The sequence below is a fragment of the Streptomyces sp. NBC_01750 genome, from assembly GCF_035918095.1.
Taxonomy (GTDB): domain Bacteria; phylum Actinomycetota; class Actinomycetes; order Streptomycetales; family Streptomycetaceae; genus Streptomyces.
Genome location: NZ_CP109137.1, coordinates 3,082,442 through 3,099,802, shown reverse-complemented (window position 1 = coordinate 3,099,802; position 17,361 = coordinate 3,082,442). Strand labels below are relative to the sequence as shown.

General features: G+C 67.6%; 15 protein-coding genes and 2 tRNA genes. 14 read left to right on the top strand and 3 right to left on the bottom strand.

Annotated elements, in window-relative coordinates:
- Positions 1-9 precede the first annotated feature (9 nt).
- Positions 10-1,164: an acyltransferase family protein gene (locus tag OG966_RS13950; RefSeq protein ID WP_326649915.1), complete on the bottom strand. Its 1,155-nt coding sequence runs from the start codon at positions 1,162-1,164 to the stop codon at positions 10-12.
- 422 nt (positions 1,165-1,586) lie between these two features.
- On the opposite strand from OG966_RS13950, the gene OG966_RS13945 reads away from it, so the two are divergent.
- On the top strand, positions 1,587-1,781 hold the full coding sequence (locus OG966_RS13945; protein WP_215097656.1) for a hypothetical protein: 195 nt from the start codon (positions 1,587-1,589) through the stop codon (positions 1,779-1,781).
- Positions 1,782-2,188: 407 nt separating this feature from the next.
- Entirely contained in the window at positions 2,189-2,683 is a 495-nt protein-coding gene (locus tag OG966_RS13940) for an RICIN domain-containing protein (protein WP_326649914.1), read from the top strand.
- A gap of 188 nt (positions 2,684-2,871) precedes the next feature.
- On the opposite strand, the gene OG966_RS13935 is transcribed toward OG966_RS13940, so the two are convergent.
- A tRNA-Gly gene (locus OG966_RS13935) sits at positions 2,872-2,942 on the bottom strand.
- A gap of 153 nt (positions 2,943-3,095) precedes the next feature.
- On the opposite strand from OG966_RS13935, the gene OG966_RS13930 reads away from it, so the two are divergent.
- The 5 genes from OG966_RS13930 (at position 3,096) to clpX (ending at position 7,789) form a co-directional block, all read left to right on the top strand.
- Positions 3,096-3,172 (top strand) — tRNA-Pro (locus OG966_RS13930).
- Between the two features lie 206 nt (positions 3,173-3,378).
- Positions 3,379-4,773 (top strand): trigger factor, encoded by a 1,395-nt coding sequence (tig, locus tag OG966_RS13925; protein ID WP_326649913.1) that lies wholly within the window; start codon positions 3,379-3,381, stop codon positions 4,771-4,773.
- 240 nt (positions 4,774-5,013) lie between these two features.
- Positions 5,014-5,619, top strand: a complete 606-nt coding sequence (locus tag OG966_RS13920; protein WP_326655196.1) for an ATP-dependent Clp protease proteolytic subunit — start codon at positions 5,014-5,016, stop codon at positions 5,617-5,619.
- A 57-nt stretch (positions 5,620-5,676) separates the two neighbouring features.
- Positions 5,677-6,360 carry an ATP-dependent Clp protease proteolytic subunit gene (locus OG966_RS13915; protein WP_326649911.1) on the top strand — a complete coding sequence of 228 codons (684 nt, stop codon included), beginning with the start codon at positions 5,677-5,679 and terminating at the stop codon, positions 6,358-6,360.
- Positions 6,361-6,505: 145 nt separating this feature from the next.
- The gene (clpX, locus tag OG966_RS13910; protein WP_326649910.1) at positions 6,506-7,789 is read left to right on the top strand and encodes an ATP-dependent Clp protease ATP-binding subunit ClpX; all 1,284 of its coding nucleotides are present in this window, start codon (positions 6,506-6,508) and stop codon (positions 7,787-7,789) included.
- A gap of 75 nt (positions 7,790-7,864) precedes the next feature.
- Here the strand turns inward: clpX and OG966_RS13905 are convergent, their stop codons facing one another.
- The gene (locus OG966_RS13905) at positions 7,865-8,866 is read right to left on the bottom strand and encodes a hypothetical protein (RefSeq protein ID WP_326649909.1); all 1,002 of its coding nucleotides are present in this window, start codon (positions 8,864-8,866) and stop codon (positions 7,865-7,867) included.
- A gap of 136 nt (positions 8,867-9,002) precedes the next feature.
- Between OG966_RS13905 and OG966_RS13900 the strand changes: the two genes are divergently transcribed.
- The 7 genes from OG966_RS13900 to mreD all read left to right on the top strand — a co-directional run bounded on the left by OG966_RS13900 (position 9,003) and on the right by mreD (position 17,356).
- Positions 9,003-11,624, top strand: a complete 2,622-nt coding sequence (locus tag OG966_RS13900) for a valine--tRNA ligase (protein WP_326649908.1) — start codon at positions 9,003-9,005, stop codon at positions 11,622-11,624.
- 146 nt (positions 11,625-11,770) lie between these two features.
- Positions 11,771-13,261: a bifunctional tetrahydrofolate synthase/dihydrofolate synthase gene (folC, locus tag OG966_RS13895; protein ID WP_326649907.1), complete on the top strand. Its 1,491-nt coding sequence runs from the start codon at positions 11,771-11,773 to the stop codon at positions 13,259-13,261.
- A 6-nt stretch (positions 13,262-13,267) separates the two neighbouring features.
- On the top strand, positions 13,268-13,591 hold the full coding sequence (locus OG966_RS13890; RefSeq protein ID WP_326649906.1) for a DUF4233 domain-containing protein: 324 nt from the start codon (positions 13,268-13,270) through the stop codon (positions 13,589-13,591).
- Positions 13,592-13,768: 177 nt separating this feature from the next.
- On the top strand, positions 13,769-14,194 hold the full coding sequence (gene ndk / locus OG966_RS13885; protein WP_326649905.1) for a nucleoside-diphosphate kinase: 426 nt from the start codon (positions 13,769-13,771) through the stop codon (positions 14,192-14,194).
- A gap of 321 nt (positions 14,195-14,515) precedes the next feature.
- A complete protein-coding gene (locus OG966_RS13880; RefSeq protein ID WP_326655195.1) occupies positions 14,516-15,535 on the top strand; it encodes a rod shape-determining protein in 1,020 nt (339 codons plus the stop codon).
- A 116-nt stretch (positions 15,536-15,651) separates the two neighbouring features.
- A complete protein-coding gene (gene mreC / locus OG966_RS13875; RefSeq protein WP_326649904.1) occupies positions 15,652-16,668 on the top strand; it encodes a rod shape-determining protein MreC in 1,017 nt (338 codons plus the stop codon).
- A gap of 16 nt (positions 16,669-16,684) precedes the next feature.
- Positions 16,685-17,356, top strand: a complete 672-nt coding sequence (gene mreD / locus OG966_RS13870; protein ID WP_326649902.1) for a rod shape-determining protein MreD — start codon at positions 16,685-16,687, stop codon at positions 17,354-17,356.
- Positions 17,357-17,361: the final 5 nt, after the last annotated feature.

The window sequence follows — 17,361 nt, the reverse complement described above, 5'->3', positions numbered from 1 at the left end:
CAGGCCGACTCAGCGTTGCGGTCCGAGCTTCGCCGCGTCCCGCCGGAACGCCCACGCCATCTCCGGCTCGGTGACCCACCGCACCGCCCGCCGCACCGGCGGTGTGCACAGCAGCGTCACCACGGTCGCCGCGACGAACGTCAGCAGGATCTCGCCGCCCGGGTCGCTCAGCCAGGTGTACGTCTCGAAGACATGCCCGTAGTCGGCGGCCTTGATCAGCAGCCCGTGCAGCAGATAGCCGCAGATGGTGCCGGCCCCCAGCACCGTGAACCAGGTGCTGCGGCGCGGCACCCAGGCCAGGAACCCGGCCGTCAGCAGCACCGCGCACCCGAAGAACGCGAGAGTCATCACGATCCCCGTCCACCAGGACACACCCAGTTCCTGGGCGCTGCTGGAGCGGTAGAGCCAGGTGAAGTTCATCCGGGGAGATGCCCAGTACGCGAAGATACCCGCGCCCGCGAACAGCGGCAGCGCGAGCAGCCGCACCTCCCGCCGCCGCACCAGCTGGAAGTGCTCGGGCTTCAGACACAGCCCCAGCACGAAGAACGGCAGGAACTGCAGCACGCGCTGGAGGTTGAGGTCGGCTCCGATGTTCGGCGTCATCGTGGCGAGCGAGGCGATCGCGAGCGCCACCGGCAGCGGCCACCGGATCACCCGCCAGAGCGGCGTGGTCAGCCGCCAGATGAACAGAGCGGCCAGGAACCAGGTCAGATAGAAGGGGTCGAGCAGACTGATCGGCTGGTCGGGGGCGTGCTGAGCCCACCGTCTGAAGAGGGAGTACACCACTTCGAAGACGACGTACGGCACGGCGATCCCGGTCAGCAGGCGTCTGACCTGGTCGGGCCGGCCGGTGTAACTTCTGGAGAAGTAGCCGGAGATCAGGATGAAGGCCGGCATATGGAAGGTGTAGACGAGCAGGTACAGCGCCCGGGAGGCGCGGCTGCCGTCCATCACCGGCTCCCATGCGTGCGCCATTGCCACGAGCACGATGGCCAGATACTTCGCGTTGTCGAAGTATGCGTCTCGCCTGGTGGACTTCTCGGCGGCCTTCTCGGCAGGCGCGTCAGGAACCTGTGTGCGGGCCTGTTGCGTCGTAGGGACGGGCTCCGACTCCCGGCCCGTGGGGAGCGGGGCCCTCTGATATCCATGCGGAGCGTGGAACATCTGAGGCACCCTAGCGCCGTCTATTCGATTTAGTAAAACCCTCTCCGACTGTCTCCCATTCATATCTGATACAGGCGCCAACCGCGCCGTATGCCCCAATTAATCCCCCTTAAACAGGGCATATCGGCACGGTCTTGCGATGAGGTGAATTTCCTCACCATCCGACTCTGAATTTCCTGTGACCGACATGTGCGGGCATGGAAACGATCAGGCCGAATTCCGTCCCGTATTTCACCCCTCCGGCCGAGTCGTCCCTTCGCCGGAGGCGTGCGCAGGCGCACAGTTGGCGTGATCCCGTCGTCGATGATTCGTCAGCGGGCCGCATGTATGGGGCTCTTGGTGGCAACATGGTCATGGCGGGGGTGTGCTGGGCCGTACGCTCCCAGGCCGGCAAGGCGGACCGACCGAGGGTGTGATCAGTTGTGGCCATTTCACTGTCTGTGGTGCTGCTGTTGGCGATCATCCTCGTGGTGCTGATCCGCGGCGGCTCCATCAAGGCCGGACCCGCCATCGTCGCGGTGCTGTTCGGGTTCTTCCTCGCCTCGACGGGCATGGCGCCGTCGATCAATAGATTCCTCGACTCGATAGCCGACACGATCAACCAGATCAACTTCTGACCTGGGCAGGCGGCTGCTCCCGCGCTGACAACGTCTCAGAAGTCTGTGAAACGCCTCGGGCCCGGCTCGGTTGGAGAACAACCGAGCCGGGCCCGAGGCCTTCGAGAGCGTGCGGATGAACCTTTTTCCGCCATCGCTTCCTGTCGCACCGGGGCGATCACCAATCGCGGATCTTCCGCTCGGCCGGGGACGAACAGGGCAGTTGGCCACTTCCCGGGACCATTCAGGAAAGGCCGGCTTCACCTGGTGTTGGCCCGGCATTCAGTGCCGAATGACCGGAAGAGCCATGTTCGGGCAACTGTTCGGCGAGTCAAGATCGCCATGTCGGCCCCCGTGGATCTGTGAGTGGGGGCGGCCAAGGAGGCAGCGAGGCGGCAGCCGTCTCGCAGGACGGAAGGTTCCCTCACGTGCGCAAGAAATCCTGGGCGGCAGTGGCGACGGGTGCCCTGGCGGTCGCGGCCCTGGCGGTGGGTTCACCCTCTGCGAGCGCGACCGATATCTACTCGAGGCTGGTGAACTACAAGAGCGGACGATGCCTCTCTCTGGAAGGCGGCGGTGGTACGGCCAACGGGACGAGTGCCATCATCTGGGACTGCGGCACGGGGCACGAGCAGTACTGGTTCCACGCCACACCTTCCGGCGAAATCCGCAATCTCAAGAGCGGCAAGTGCCTGTCGCTGGCGGGCGGCGGGAGTACCGCCAACGGAACCGAGGTCATCCTGTGGACCTGCAACGGTCGCTCCGAGCAGGCGTGGGACTACTCGGCTGGTCACCAGTGGTACAACGAGAAGGCCGGTAGGTGCATGTCGACGGCGGGCGGCGGCGGCACCTCGAACGGCACCAAGGTGGTCATCTACAACTGCCTCGGTTCGGACGAGCAGCACTGGGACTACGTGGGCTAGGAAGCGCGTTCGGAGGTCTGCGCCCGTGGCGCCGGCGGCCGGCAAGCTGCGGCCGGACAACTGGTGGCACGGAAGCCGGATCCCGAGCCGAACGGGCACGCAACGGGCACGTAGGCCCGAACGAAGATCGGCAACGCATCAGGGCCAGGCTGGAGGATGAACCTCCGGCCTGGCCCTGAGCCGTTGAGAGCGGGCGACGGGAATCGAACCCGCGTAGCTAGTTTGGAAGACTAGGGCTCTACCATTGAGCTACGCCCGCAAGCATCGCACCGCAGGTCACGAGGGCCGCGGTACGAAGAGCATCGTAGCGGGTCCGGGGCCGATGCCGCACATCCCATTGCGTGCCGCAATCCCTGCCCGAGAATGCGGCAGCCGCACTGCCTGCGGGCATGTACCCTACGTGTCGCACCGACGGGGTGTGGCGCAGCTTGGTAGCGCGTCCGCTTTGGGAGCGGAAGGTCGTCGGTTCGAATCCGGCCACCCCGACCATCAACACGATGACCCTCAAGATCACTCTTCAAGATCGCATTGTGGGGCTCATCCTGCTTGCGGCTACTATGCAAGCTGCGTGCCCGTGTGTCTGACGAGTCCGGCGAAGAGCCGGCGAGTCTGACGAGAAGCCGGGCCGATCCGCTGAGCCGCCTCCAGTGCGGCGGACGCAGCAGAACCCCAGAATCCACCAAGGAGACCGAACCGTGAAGAGCGCCGTGGAGACCCTGAACCCGACTCGGGTTCGGCTCACTGTCGAGGTGCCCTTCGAGGAGCTCAAGGACAGCCTCGACGCGGCGTACAAGAAGATCAACCAGCAGGTCACGGTCAAGGGCTTCCGTAAGGGCAAGATCCCGGCCCGAGTGATCGACCAGCGGTTCGGCCGTGGTGCGGTGCTGGAGGAGGCTGTCAACGACGCCCTCCCGAAGTTCTACACCGAGGCGGTCAACGAGGCCTCGCTGAACCCGCTCGGCCAGCCCGAGGTCGACATCACGGAGCTGAAGGACGGCGAGACGCTGGCCTTCACCGCCGAGGTCGACATCCGCCCGGTCATCGAGATCCCGGACTACTCCGGCATCGAGGTCACCGTCGACGCGGTCGAGGTCAGCGACGAGGACGTCGACAAGGCCGTCGAGGAGCTGCGCGACCGTTTCGCCTCCACCAACCCGGTCGAGCGCGCCGCCGCCGAGGGTGACGTCGTGACGATCGACCTCGAGGCCAAGGTCGACGGCGAGGTCCTCGAGGACGGCGTCGCCAGTGGCGTCCAGTACACGATCGGCTCCGGCGAGCTGCTCGACGGCATCGACGATGCCGTCACCGGCCTCGAGGCCGACGGCGAAGCCACCTTCACCTCCGAGCTCAAGGGCGGCAGCGCCGAGGGCAAGGAGGCCGAGGTCACCGTCAAGGTCACCGCCGTCACCGCCCGCGAGCTCCCCGAGCTCGACGACGACTTCGCGCAGCTGGCCAGCGAGTTCGACACCCTCGAGGAGCTGCGTGCGGACAGCCGCAAGCGCCTCGAGAACATGAAGCAGTACGACCAGGCCACCCAGGCCCAGGAGCGCGTCCTGGACGAGCTGCTGAAGCTGGCCGAGGTGCCGATCCCCGAGAAGCTTCTCGAGGACGAGGTCAAGACCCGCAAGCACAACCTCGAGCACCACCAGCTCGGTCAGATGGGAATTGACCTCGCCAAGTACCTGGAGATCCAGGGCAAGACCGAGGAAGAGTTCGATGCCGAGACCAGTGAGCAGGCGGTCAAGGGCATCAAGACCCAGTTCATCCTCGACGAGCTGGTCAACAAGGAGAAGCTGAACGTCAACCAGGAGGAGCTCACCGAGCACCTCATGCGGCGTGCTGCCTCCTCCGGCATGAGCCCCGACCAGTTCGCCCAGGCCGTCGTCGAAGGCGGCCAGGTGCCGATGCTCGTCGGCGAGGTCGCCCGCGGCAAGGCGCTCGCCGTGGTCGTCGAGGCCGCCAAGGTCGTCGACACCAACGGTGAGGTCGTCGACCTCGAGGACGACGAGGACGAGACCGAGACCGCCGCCGAGGCCGTCGTCGACGGTGACGACGAAGGCGACGCGGCCCCGGAGAAGACCGAGGCCTGAGCCTCGCTCAGAGCCCTACGCCGGGCCCCGGACGCAGCATGCGCCCGGGGCCCGCTGTCGTACACACGGACCCCAAGTACCTTGCGCTCCGAGCGAACAGTTCGGGAAGCGGGATGGCGCCCGCCTACCAGCGCGTTAGGGTCCATGAATACGAGGGCAGGGGAGTCCCCGCCCCCAGTACGAAGACGCTGAGACGGCCGGAGCCGTCAGAGACGAGCAGGTGGATACGTGACGAATCTGATGCCTAACGCCGCGGGTGAGCCGTCCATCGGTGGTGGCCTCGGCGACCATGTCTACAACCGGCTGCTCGGTGAGCGCATCATCTTCCTCGGCCAGCAGGTCGACGACGACATCGCCAACAAGATCACGGCGCAGATGCTGCTCCTTGCCGCCGAACCGGACAAGGACATCTACCTCTACATCAACAGCCCCGGCGGCTCGGTGACGGCAGGCATGGCGATCTACGACACCATGCAGTACATCCCGAACGACGTCGTCACGATCGGTATGGGCATGGCGGCCTCGATGGGCCAGTTCCTGCTGACCGGCGGCGCCGCGGGCAAGCGCTTCGCGCTCCCCAACACCGACATCCTCATGCACCAGGGATCGGCCGGCCTCGGCGGCACCGCCTCCGACATCAAGATCCAGGCCGAGTACCTGCTCCGCACGAAGAAGCGCATGGCGGAGATCACCGCACTCCACTCCGGTCAGACCGTCGAGACGATCATCCGCGACGGTGACCGCGACCGCTGGTACACCGCTGAAGAGGCCAGGGAGTACGGCCTCATCGACGAGATCATGGCCTCCGCATCGGGCGTTCCGGGTGGCGGCGGCACCGGCGCCTGAGCCTTCGCGCCAGGCAGCCGGCCCCCCAGTCTCCCGAGCCCCCAGAACGCCACCAGGATGGTGAACACCGACATGACCAACTTCTCCGCCGCCTCCGCCAGCGGCCTCTACACCGGCCCGCAGGTGGACAACCGCTACGTCGTCCCGCGCTTCGTGGAGCGCACCTCGCAGGGCGTGCGTGAGTACGACCCGTATGCCAAGCTCTTCGAGGAGCGCGTGATCTTCCTCGGCGTGCAGATCGACGACGCCTCCGCCAACGACGTCATGGCGCAGCTGCTGTGCCTGGAGTCGATGGACCCGGACCGCGACATCTCGATCTACATCAACAGCCCAGGTGGCTCCTTCACCGCGCTGACCGCCATCTACGACACGATGCAGTTCGTCAAGCCGGACATCCAGACGGTCTGCATGGGCCAGGCGGCATCCGCCGCGGCCGTGCTGCTCGCCGCCGGTACCCCCGGCAAGCGGATGGCCCTGCCGAACGCGCGCGTGCTGATCCACCAGCCGTCCTCGCAGACCGGCCGCGAGCAGCTCTCCGACCTGGAGATCGCGGCCAACGAGATCCTGCGGATGCGGACGCAGCTCGAGGAGATGCTGGCCAAGCACTCGACGACGCCGATCGAGAAGATCCGCGACGACATCGAGCGCGACAAGATCCTGACCGCCGAGGACGCGCTTGCGTACGGCCTCGTCGACCAGATCGTCTCGACCCGCAAGAGCACGGCCGCAGCGGCCGCCTGACCGCTCCGGCGCCCTTGGCGCGGTGCACGAGAATGTGAACCGCGCCAAGGGGGGCCCGAACGGGGGGCCAGGCAAGGTACCGTCGGATATGAGGCACCAGGAGTCGGCTGAACCAAGCTGCTCCCAGGCGAAGGGGAAGCACCTCGTGGCACGCATCGGTGATGGCGGCGACCTGCTCAAGTGCTCGTTCTGCGGAAAGAGCCAGAAGCAGGTGAAGAAGCTCATCGCAGGCCCCGGTGTGTACATCTGCGACGAGTGCATCGATCTCTGCAACGAGATCATCGAGGAGGAACTCGCAGAGACCTCCGAAGTGCGGTGGGAGGAACTTCCCAAGCCGCGCGAGATCTACGAGTTCCTCGAGGGGTACGTCGTCGGGCAGGAGCCCGCGAAGAAGGCCCTCTCGGTAGCGGTCTACAACCACTACAAGCGCGTTCAGGCCGGCGAGAACGGCGGTGGCGCGGGCCGGGACGACGCGATCGAACTGGCCAAGTCCAACATCCTCCTGCTGGGCCCCACGGGCTCCGGCAAGACGCTGCTGGCCCAGACGCTCGCGCGCATGCTGAACGTCCCGTTCGCCATCGCCGACGCGACGGCGCTGACGGAAGCCGGCTACGTCGGCGAGGACGTCGAGAACATCCTGCTGAAGCTGATCCAGGCGGCCGACTACGACGTCAAGAAGGCCGAGACCGGGATCATCTACATCGACGAGATCGACAAGGTCGCCCGCAAGAGCGAAAACCCGTCGATCACCCGGGATGTGTCGGGCGAAGGCGTCCAGCAGGCACTGCTGAAGATCCTGGAAGGCACGACGGCCTCCGTCCCGCCGCAGGGCGGCCGGAAGCATCCGCACCAGGAGTTCATCCAGATCGACACGACGAACGTGCTCTTCATCGTGGGCGGCGCCTTCGCCGGCCTGGAGAAGATCATCGAGTCGCGTGCGGGCGCGAAGGGCATCGGCTTCGGCGCGACGATCCGCTCGAAGCGCGAGATCGAGGCGAGCGACCAGTTCCAGGAGGTCATGCCGGAGGACCTGGTGAAGTTCGGGATGATCCCGGAGTTCATCGGCCGCCTCCCGGTACTGACCTCGGTCCACAATTTGGACCGCGAGGCGCTGCTCCAGATCCTGGTGGAGCCGCGGAACGCGCTGGTGAAGCAGTACCAGCGGCTCTTCGAACTGGACGGCGTGGAGCTGGACTTCGAGCGCGGGGCACTCGAGGCCATCGCGGACCAGGCGATCCTGCGCCAGACGGGCGCGCGTGGTCTGCGGGCCATCATGGAAGAGGTCCTGATGTCGGTGATGTACGAGGTGCCGTCCCGCAAGGACGTGGCCCGGGTCGTCATCACGGCGGACGTCGTGCACAACAACGTGAACCCGACGCTGGTGCCGCGGATCGTGAAGAACGACGGCCGCCACGAGAAGTCCGCGTAGCGGTCAGGTACTTACGCCGAAGGGGCGCCCGGCCGGCTGAACCGGCCGGGCGCCCCTTCGTGTTGAGCTGAAAGATCAGACCTTGGTGCGCGAGGTCTTGTACAGCTTGGCCGCGAGTTCGGCGACCTGGTCCTGCGGTACGGGCTTGCCGCCTGTGCCCAGCATCTGCGCCGCGTCGAGGGCGTTCACGGCGGCGACGGTGCTGTAGTCGGCCCAGACGCAGATCGGGATCTCGAACTCCTTCGGGCCCTTGGCCGACGAGGAGGCCGCGTCACCCACCGCCTTGAGCTTGGCGTTCTGGCACTTCATCAGAGCGCCCTCGAAACCGGAAGGCGTGACCGAGGTGGGGCTGCCGACGAGTTCGACCGAGACGTCCCCGTCCTTCTCGTCGCCCTCCTTGATGCTCGCGAAGTAGCCGTCGACTGCCTTCTCCGGGTCGGCGATCTCGCCCCACAGCCCGGTGAGGTTGACGATTTTCCCCTCCAGGGGGGAGCTGGCGCCTGCCGACTTGTACTGCGCGCCGGCCTGCGCCGGGTTCTTGACCCCGAGCGCTTCCGCCTTCTTCTTCTCCTTGTCGGAGAGAGAGCTGGGGGTGTCCTTGTCCTTCTTGTAGTCGTCGACCGACGCCGCCGGGGTGAGCTTGTACCCCTTGGTGCTGTCGGCGACATCGCTGTTGCCGCCGCCACCGCCGAGCAGCAGATACGCGCCGCCGCCGATCACCGCGAGCGCCACCACCGACGCCACCACGATCAGGCCCGTCTTCTTCTTCGGCGCGGCCGGCGGAGGCGGCACCTGGCCGCCGCCGTACGGCTGCTGGCCGTACGGGCCCGGCTGCTGGGGCTGGCCCCACTGGCCCTGCTGCGGCGGAACGCCCGGCGGAGCCTGCTGCGGGTAGCCGTAACCGGGCTGAGGGGCCTGCGGCGGGTAGCCGTAACCGGGCTGAGGGGCCTGCGGCGGCTGCTGGCCGTAGCCGGGCTGCGGGGCCTGCGGCGGCTGCTGGCCGTAGGGACCCGGCTGACCGTACGGTCCGGGCTGCTGAGGCTGGCCGCCGTACGGGCCCGGCTGGTTGTAGCTCATTACTGGGTTCCCCTCCACATACTTATGTCGTCCGAACATCCTCGCCCAACCGCCAACGGCATGGGGCGGCAGGGGTCACACCGTTACCGAACATTCCAGTTTCAGTACGGCCCTGTGACACCTCTAAACTGAGCCCGTGACCGAGAACGCTCAGCAGCAGCCAGCCAGTAACCCCGAACTGCCGACCCAGTACGCGCCGGCCGAGGTAGAGGGGAAGCTGTACGAGCGCTGGGTAGAGCGCGGTTACTTCGCGGCGGACCCCAAGAGCGAGAAGCCGCCGTACACCATCGTCATCCCGCCGCCGAACGTCACGGGCTCCCTGCACCTGGGCCACGCCTTCGAGCACACGCTGATCGACGCCCTCACCCGCCGCAAGCGGATGCAGGGGTACGAGACGCTGTGGCAGCCCGGCATGGACCACGCCGGTATCGCCACCCAGAACGTCGTCGAGCGCGAGTTGGCGAAGGAAGGCAAGTCGCGCCACGACCTCGGCCGCGAGGCGTTCGTCGAGCGCGTCTGGCAGTGGAAGGCGGAATCCGGCGGACAGATCTCCGGCCAGATGCGCCGCCTCGGCGACGGCGTGGACTGGAGCCGCGAGCGCTTCACCATGGACGAGGGCCTCTCCCAGGCTGTCCAGACGATCTTCAAGAAGCTCTACGACGACGAGCTGATCTACCGCGCCGAGCGGATCATCAACTGGTGCCCGCGCTGTCTGACGGCCATTTCGGACATCGAGGTGGAGTACCAGGACGACGAGGGCGAGCTGGTCTCGATCCGCTACGGCGAGGGCGACGCGTCCATCGTCGTCGCCACGACCCGCGCCGAGACGATGCTCGGTGACACCGCGGTCGCGGTCCACCCCGAGGACGAGCGCTACGCCCACCTCGTCGGCACGGAGATCGAGCTGCCGCTCACCGGCCGCCGGATCCCCGTCGTGGCCGACACGCACGTCGACCCCGAATTCGGCACGGGCGCCGTCAAGGTGACGCCCGCCCACGACCCGAACGACTTCGAGATCGGCCAGCGGCACGGCCTGCCGAACCTCGCGATCATGGACGAGCACGCGGTCATCACCGTGCACGGCCCGTTCCAGGGGCTGGACCGGCTCGAGGCCCGTTCCGCGATCGTCGGCGCGCTGCGCGCAGAGGGCCGGATCGTGGCCGAGAAGCGCCCGTACACCCACTCCGTCGGCCACTGCTCGCGCTGCAAGACGACGATCGAGCCGCGGCTGTCCATGCAGTGGTGGGTCAAGGTCGGCCCGCTCGCCCAGGCCGCGGGCGACGCGGTCCGCGACGGCCGGGTCACCATCCACCCGAAGGAGATGGAGTCCCGGTACTTCGGCTGGGTCGACAACCTGCACGACTGGTGCATCTCGCGCCAGCTGTGGTGGGGCCACCGCATCCCCGTCTGGTACGGGCCGAACGGTGAGGTCGTCTGCGTCGGACCGGACGAGCAGCCGCCGACGGGCGAGGGCTGGACCCAGGACACGGACGTCCTGGACACCTGGTTCTCCTCCGGCCTGTGGCCCTTCTCCACCCTCGGCTGGCCCGAACAGACCGAGAGCCTCGAGAAGTTCTATCCGAACTCCGTCATGGTCACCGGGTACGACATCCTCTTCTTCTGGGTCGCCCGGATGATGATGTTCGGCCTGTACGCGATGGACGGCACCCCGCCGTTCCACACCATCGCCCTGCACGGCATGGTCCGCGACCAGTTCGGCAAGAAGATGTCGAAGTCCTTCGGCAACGCGGTCAACCCGCTGGACTGGATGGACACTTACGGCTCCGACGCCGTTCGGTTCACGCTGGCCCGTGGTGCCAACCCGGGGGTGGACGTCCCGATCGGCGAGGACTGGGTCCAGGCCTCCCGCAACTTCGCCAACAAGATCTGGAACGCGACCCGATTCGCCCTGATGAACGGCGCGACGGTGGAAGGCGAACTGCCGCCCACCGAGCAGCTGTCGGCGGCCGACCGGTGGATCCTCTCCCGGCTCAACGCGACCGTGGCCGAGGTCGACGCGTACTACGAGGACTACCAGTTCTCCAAACTGTCCGACGCCCTCTACCACTTCGCGTGGGACGAGGTCTTCGACTGGTACGTCGAGCTGTCCAAGACCACGTACTTCGCGGGCGGCGAGCAGGCGCGTGTCTCCGGCCGTGTGCTCGGCGAGGTCCTCGACGTCACGCTGCGGCTGCTGCACCCGATCGTCCCCTTCGTCACCGAGACGCTGTGGACCACGCTCACCGGCAAGGAGTCCGTCGTCATCGCCGACTGGCCCGGCGACAGCGGCTTCCGGGACGAGGCGGCCGAGCGGGAGATCGAGCTGGTCCAGCGGGTCGTCACCGAGGTCCGCCGGTTCCGTTCCGACCAGGGCCTGCAGCCCGGTCAGAAGGTCCCGGCGCGGCTCACCCTCGACGGCACCGCGCTGGCGCCGCACGAGGCCGCGATCCGGCAGCTGCTGCGGCTGCAGCCGGAGGGCGAGGGCTTCAGCGCCACGGCGACCCTTCCGGTCGCGGGGGCCACGGTCGCGCTGGACCTGTCCGGCACGATCGATGTGGGCGCGGAGCGCAAGCGGCTGGCGAAGGACCTGGCCGCGGCCGAGAAGGAGAAGGCGCAGGCACAGGCGAAGCTCGGCAACGAGGCGTTCCTCGCCAAGGCACCGGACAACGTGGTCGACAAGATCCGTACGCGCCTGGCCAAGGCCGAGGAGGACATCGCCCGGATCACCGCGCAGCTGAACAGCCTGCCGCAGGCGTAGCGGCACGCGGGATACGTACGAGAGGCCCCGGGATTTCCCCGGGGCCTCTCGCGTTGCCCCGGTCCCCGGGCGTAGCAGCGGCGTGACCGGCGGTGTGGGGAACAGGGCGGGAACGTCGTGTCACTCCTCCTCCGTAGACTGGCCCTGTGAGTGAGCAGCCGGACCCATTCGAAGAGATCGTCGACGCCGAGACCAACCGTGACCCCGACCTGGCGGTGATCGAGGCCGGCAGCCGTACCCTGCGCGCGCAGGCCGGCTCGCCCCAGGGTGACCCCGTGCCCGCCCGGCCCGCAGACCCGGAGGTGGACAAGGCGCTGCGCGCGGTGGAGCAGGAGCTCGCCGGGCGCTGGGGCGAGACCAAGCTGGAGCCCTCGGTCGCCAGGATCGCGGCGCTGATGGATGTGCTGGGCGAGCCCCAGCACGCGTACCCCTCGATCCACATCACCGGTACGAACGGCAAGACCTCCACGGCCCGCATGATCGAGGCCCTGCTTGCCGCCTTCGACCTGCGCACCGGCCGCTACACCTCGCCGCACGTCCAGTCGATCACCGAGCGGATCAGCCTGGACGGCGCCCCGATCGAGGCCGAGCGCTTCATCGAGACGTACAACGACATCAAGCCGTACATCGAGATGGTCGACTCCGCGCAGGAGTACCGGCTCTCCTTCTTCGAGGTGCTGACCGGCATGGCCTACGCCGCCTTCGCCGACGCGCCCGTTGACGTCGCGGTCGTCGAGGTCGGCATGGGCGGCAGCTGGGACGCGACGAACGTCATCGACGGGTCCGTCGCCGTCGTCACCCCCATAGACCTGGACCACACCGACCGGCTCGGCAACACGCACGCCGAGATCGCCGCCGAGAAGGCCGGTGTCATCAAGCAGGGCGCGACGGTGATCCTCGCCCAGCAGCCGGTCGACGCCGCGCAGGTGATGCTGAAGAAGGCCGTCGAGGTCGACGCCACGGTTGCCCGCGAGGGCATGGAGTTCGGTGTGGTCGCCCGCGAAGTCGCGGTAGGCGGTCAGCAGGTGACGCTGCGCGGGCTCGGCGGTGAGTACGAGGAGATCTTCCTCCCGCTGTACGGGGCGCACCAGGCGCACAACGCCGCGGTGGCGCTCGCCGCGGTCGAGGCGTTCTTCGGCGTCGGTGCCGAGCAGTCCCGCACGCTGGACATGGACACCATTCGCAAGGCGTTCGCCTCGGTGGCCTCGCCCGGCCGCCTCGAGGTCGTGCGCCGCAGCCCGACGGTCGTCCTGGATGCCGCGCACAACCCGTCCGGTGCCCGGGCGAGCGCCGAGGGCATCAGCGAGGCCTTCGGCTTCTCGCGTCTGATCGGTGTGGTCGGCGCGAGCGGGGACAAGGACGTCCGGGGACTTCTCGAGGCGTTCGAGCCGATCTTCGCCGAGGTCGTCGTCACACAGAACTCGAGCCATCGGTCGATGGACGTCGACGAGTTGGCGGCGGTCGCCGTGGAGGTCTTCGGCGACGAGCGGGTGGTCGTCGAGGCTCGTCTCGACGACGCGCTGGAAGCGGCGATCACGCTTGCCGAGGAGGAGTCCGAGTTCGCGGGCGCGGGCGTCCTGGTGACCGGCTCCGTGATCACGGTCGGCGAGGCCCGGCTGCTCCTGGGAAGGGCCTGACAACCGATGCGTACGCTCTGTGCATCCACCCTGATCGGTGAATTCTTCGTGATCGGCTTCGCCGGTCTGGTCGCCATGAAGTCCGACGACCTGTCGATGGCGACGGTCTGGACGGTCTGCGGTATCGGGATGCTGCTCTCGGTGCTGCTCTGCGGGATGATCAGCCGCCCGGGCGGAGTGCAGCTCGGCTGGGCGCTGCAGATCGCGCTGATCGCGAGCGGCTTCGTGGTGCCGACGATGTTCTTCCTGGGCGCGGTCTTCGCGGCCCTGTGGTGGGCCTCGGTCCACTACGGCCGCAAGATCGACGAGGCCAAGGCCTCCTGGGCCTAGTGCCCGGTCCTGCTGGGCGTGCCGGGGCGTTGTCTGCTGCTGTCCGGTGGGGGATGCCCGGGGGCCTTCGGCGGACGGCCCTGGCGTCGGCCCCCGGACCTGACGCTGCGTAATCGGTAACCCCTTTGGCCCTGTAGCCTCTGAACTCTTGAATCCGCACATGAAGGAGCCCGTACCGTGAGCCAGCGCACGCTCGTCCTGCTCAAGCCCGACGCCGTACGCCGCGGCCTGATCGGCGAGATCATCGGCCGTATCGAGGCCAAGGCCGGCTGGACCATCGGCGCGCTGGAGCTGCGCTCCCTCGACCGGGAAATCCTTGAGCAGCACTACGGCGAGCACAAGGGCAAGCCCTTCTACGAGCCGCTGGTCGAGTTCATGTCCTCCGGTCCGGTCGTCGCGCTGGTCGTCGACGGCGAGCGGGTCATCGAAGGCCTGCGCCAGCTGTCGGGCCCGACCGACCCCATCGCCGCCGCGCCCGGCTCCATTCGCGGTGACTTCGGCACGATCGTCCGGGAAAACCTGATCCACGCCTCGGACTCCGAGGAGTCCGCCATTCGGGAACTCAAGATTTTCTTCCCCGGCCTCGCGGACCACCAGAAGTAGGCCTCGCCACTCCCGGCGGCCCAGGCGCCCGGGCCACGCAGCCATGAGGGCAGCGAGTTCCTGATTGGGCGTCAGCCATACAGCGCTCATGACCTGGGGCGACCGAAGTAATTTCGGTCGCCCCCAGGCATATGGACGAGCATTGCGGGAACGCATCGGTCCGACACCTCGTCACCTAATAGAGAGGTGGACCACCGCGCGGTGTCCGTGCAGGCGGCACTACGATGGAAACCTCCACGCCACAGCGCACCCACCTCGCCATCCTGAAAAGCCATCAACGCTCGATTTGGGAAGGCCAGACGCATCCTCATGGGGAACAACATGTCGTTCATCGGCCGTGACATGGCTGTCGACCTCGGGACCGCCAACACGCTGGTGTACGTCAGGGGCCGGGGGATCGTCCTCAACGAGCCGTCCGTCGTCGCCATCAACACCAACACGGGCGGCATCCTGGCGGTCGGCGCCGAGGCGAAGAAGATGATCGGCCGGACACCGGGCAACATCGTTGCCGTCCGGCCGCTGAAGGACGGCGTCATCGCCGACTTCGAAATCACCGAACGGATGCTCCGCTACTTCATCCTGAAGATCCACAAGCGCCGGTACCTCGCCCGTCCGCGCGTCGTCGTCTGTGTGCCCTCCGGCATCACGGGTGTTGAGCGCCGCGCGGTCATCGAGGCATCGACGCAGGCGGGCGCCCGGCAGGTGCACATCATCGAGGAGCCCATGGCCGCGGCCATCGGCTCCGGACTCCCGGTTCATGAAGCCACCGGCAACATGGTCGTCGACATCGGTGGCGGGACCACCGAGGTCGCCGTCATCTCACTCGGCGGAATCGTCACAGCACAGTCCATCCGCGTCGCCGGCGACGAGCTGGACAACGCGATCATCCAGCACATCAAGAAGGAGTACTCGCTCCTGCTCGGCGAGCGGACCGCCGAGAACATCAAGATCACCATCGGCTCGGCGTTCGACATGGGCAAGGACGAGCACACCGAGATCCGCGGTCGTGACCTCGTCTCCGGTCTGCCGAAGACCGTGGTGATCTCCGATGCCGAGGTCCGCAAGGCGATCGAGGAACCGGTCAACGCGATCGTCGACGCCGTGAAGACCACCCTCGACAAGTGCCCGCCCGAGCTCTCCGGCGATGTCATGGACCGGGGCATCGTCCTCACCGGCGGTGGCGCGCTGCTGCGCGGCCTCGACGAGCGGCTGCGCCGCGAGACCGGGATGCCGATCCATATCGCCGAGGATCCGCTGGACTCCGTGGCCCTCGGAGCCGGCAAGTGTGTCGAGGAGTTCGAGGCGCTCCAGCAGGTGCTGGACGCCCAGCCCCGCCGCTAGGTCGTATCTCGCCGCGGAGACTCACGAATCCGCCGTCCGGGGGCCTGCCAACCCGTACGGCGGATCGTTGATATACAGACATCCACATTCCTACGAGGAAGGCACGGCCGCCGCACGTGAGGGACACACGAGAGAGCCGGCTGCTCCTGGTGCTGCTGATCGCCATCGCGTTCGCTTTGATCACGGTGGACATCCGCGGAGGCGAGGAGTCGCCGGTCGACGGCGCCCGGCAGGCCGCCGCCACGGTCTTCGGACCCGTCGAGAAGGGCGTCGCGAGTGCGGTCGACCCGATCGGCAACGTCATCGGGGCCGTTCGCGACTCCGGCGAGCGTCATGACCGCATCGGCAAACTGGAGCAGGAGAACGCCGCGCTGAAGCAGAGGCTCGGCAGCGACGACCGAAACCGCAGCCGGGTGCGCGAACTCGACACCATGCTCAAGAAGGCAGGCGCCGGCCAGTACGGCATCAAGGGCGCGGAGGTCATCGCCATAGGAGCGGCCCAGGGCTTCTCCTGGACGGTGACCATCGATGTCGGCTCGGGCGACGGCATCAGGCGCGATATGACCGTCCTCAACGGCGACGGACTCGTCGGCCGGGTCACCACCGTCGGGCCGAACACCTCGACCGTACTCCTCGCCAACGACCCGGACTTCACGGTCGGCACCCGGATGGAGAAGACGAACGAACTCGGCTTCGCCACCGGCCAGGGCGACCGGCCGCTCTCCGTCCAGCTGCTCAACGGCAAGGCCAAGGTGAAGAACGGCGACCGGCTCGTCACCTTCGGCTCGCAGGGCGACAAGCCCTTCGTGCCCGGTGTCCCGGTCGGCGAGGTCGTCCGCGTCGACCCCTCCGGCGGCGACCTCACCAGGAACATCTACGTCCGCCCCTTCGTCGGCTTCACCCAGCTCGACATCGTCGGCGTCGTCGTCCAGGCGCCCAGATCCGATCCGCGTGACACGGTCCTGCCGCCCAAGCCCGCCGCGCCCAAGCCCACCCCGACCGTCACGGTGACGGTCACCCCGTCACCGAACGGCGAGGGTGAAGGTCAGCAGGCCCAGGGCGACGTCGGCGCCAGAGCCGACGGCAAGGGGCAGGACCCGGCGAACGCCGACGGCCAGAACGATGTCGAGTAGTAGGAGCTGATCCGTCATGCGTTTCAACCGGATGCTGCTCTCCACGACACTCGTCGTGGTCGCCCTCGTCATCCAGGTCTCCGTCCTCGCCCGCCTCCAGCTCCCCGGCGCCGTCCCCGATCTGCTGCTGCTCGTCGTTCTCGGACTCGCCTTCGTGTACGGGCACGTGGCAGGCGCGTTCATCGGCTTCGGCGCCGGACTGCTCGCCGACCTCGTCCCGCCCGCCGACCACGCCGCCGGACGCTACGCGCTCGTGCTCTGCGTGATCGGCTACCTCGCAGGCCTGGTGCGCCCCGACAACGGCCAGCTCAGGTCCGCCACCGCACCGATGATCGCGGTCGTCGCCGCCGCCATCGGTTCGACACTGCTGTACGCGGGCGTGGGCGCCCTCGTCGGCGACACCGCGGCCCGCCATGTGGGCCTCGGCAGCCTGCTGTTCACCGCCGCCGTCTACGACCTGCTGCTCGCGCCGTTCACCGTGCCGCTGATCATGGCCCTGGCCAGACGCTCGGAGAACGATCCGCTCGGCGAGAGCAAGGGCGGCGGTGGGGGCGGTGATATCGCCGCGCGCTGGACCAGCTCCGGCACCGGCCTGCGCATCGGCAAACAGCGCGGCGGACTGCGGGTGAAGGCCACCCGGGCCAAGGTGGCACGGGCCGGCCGTATCAAGGGAGTCAAGCGACTGTGATCGAG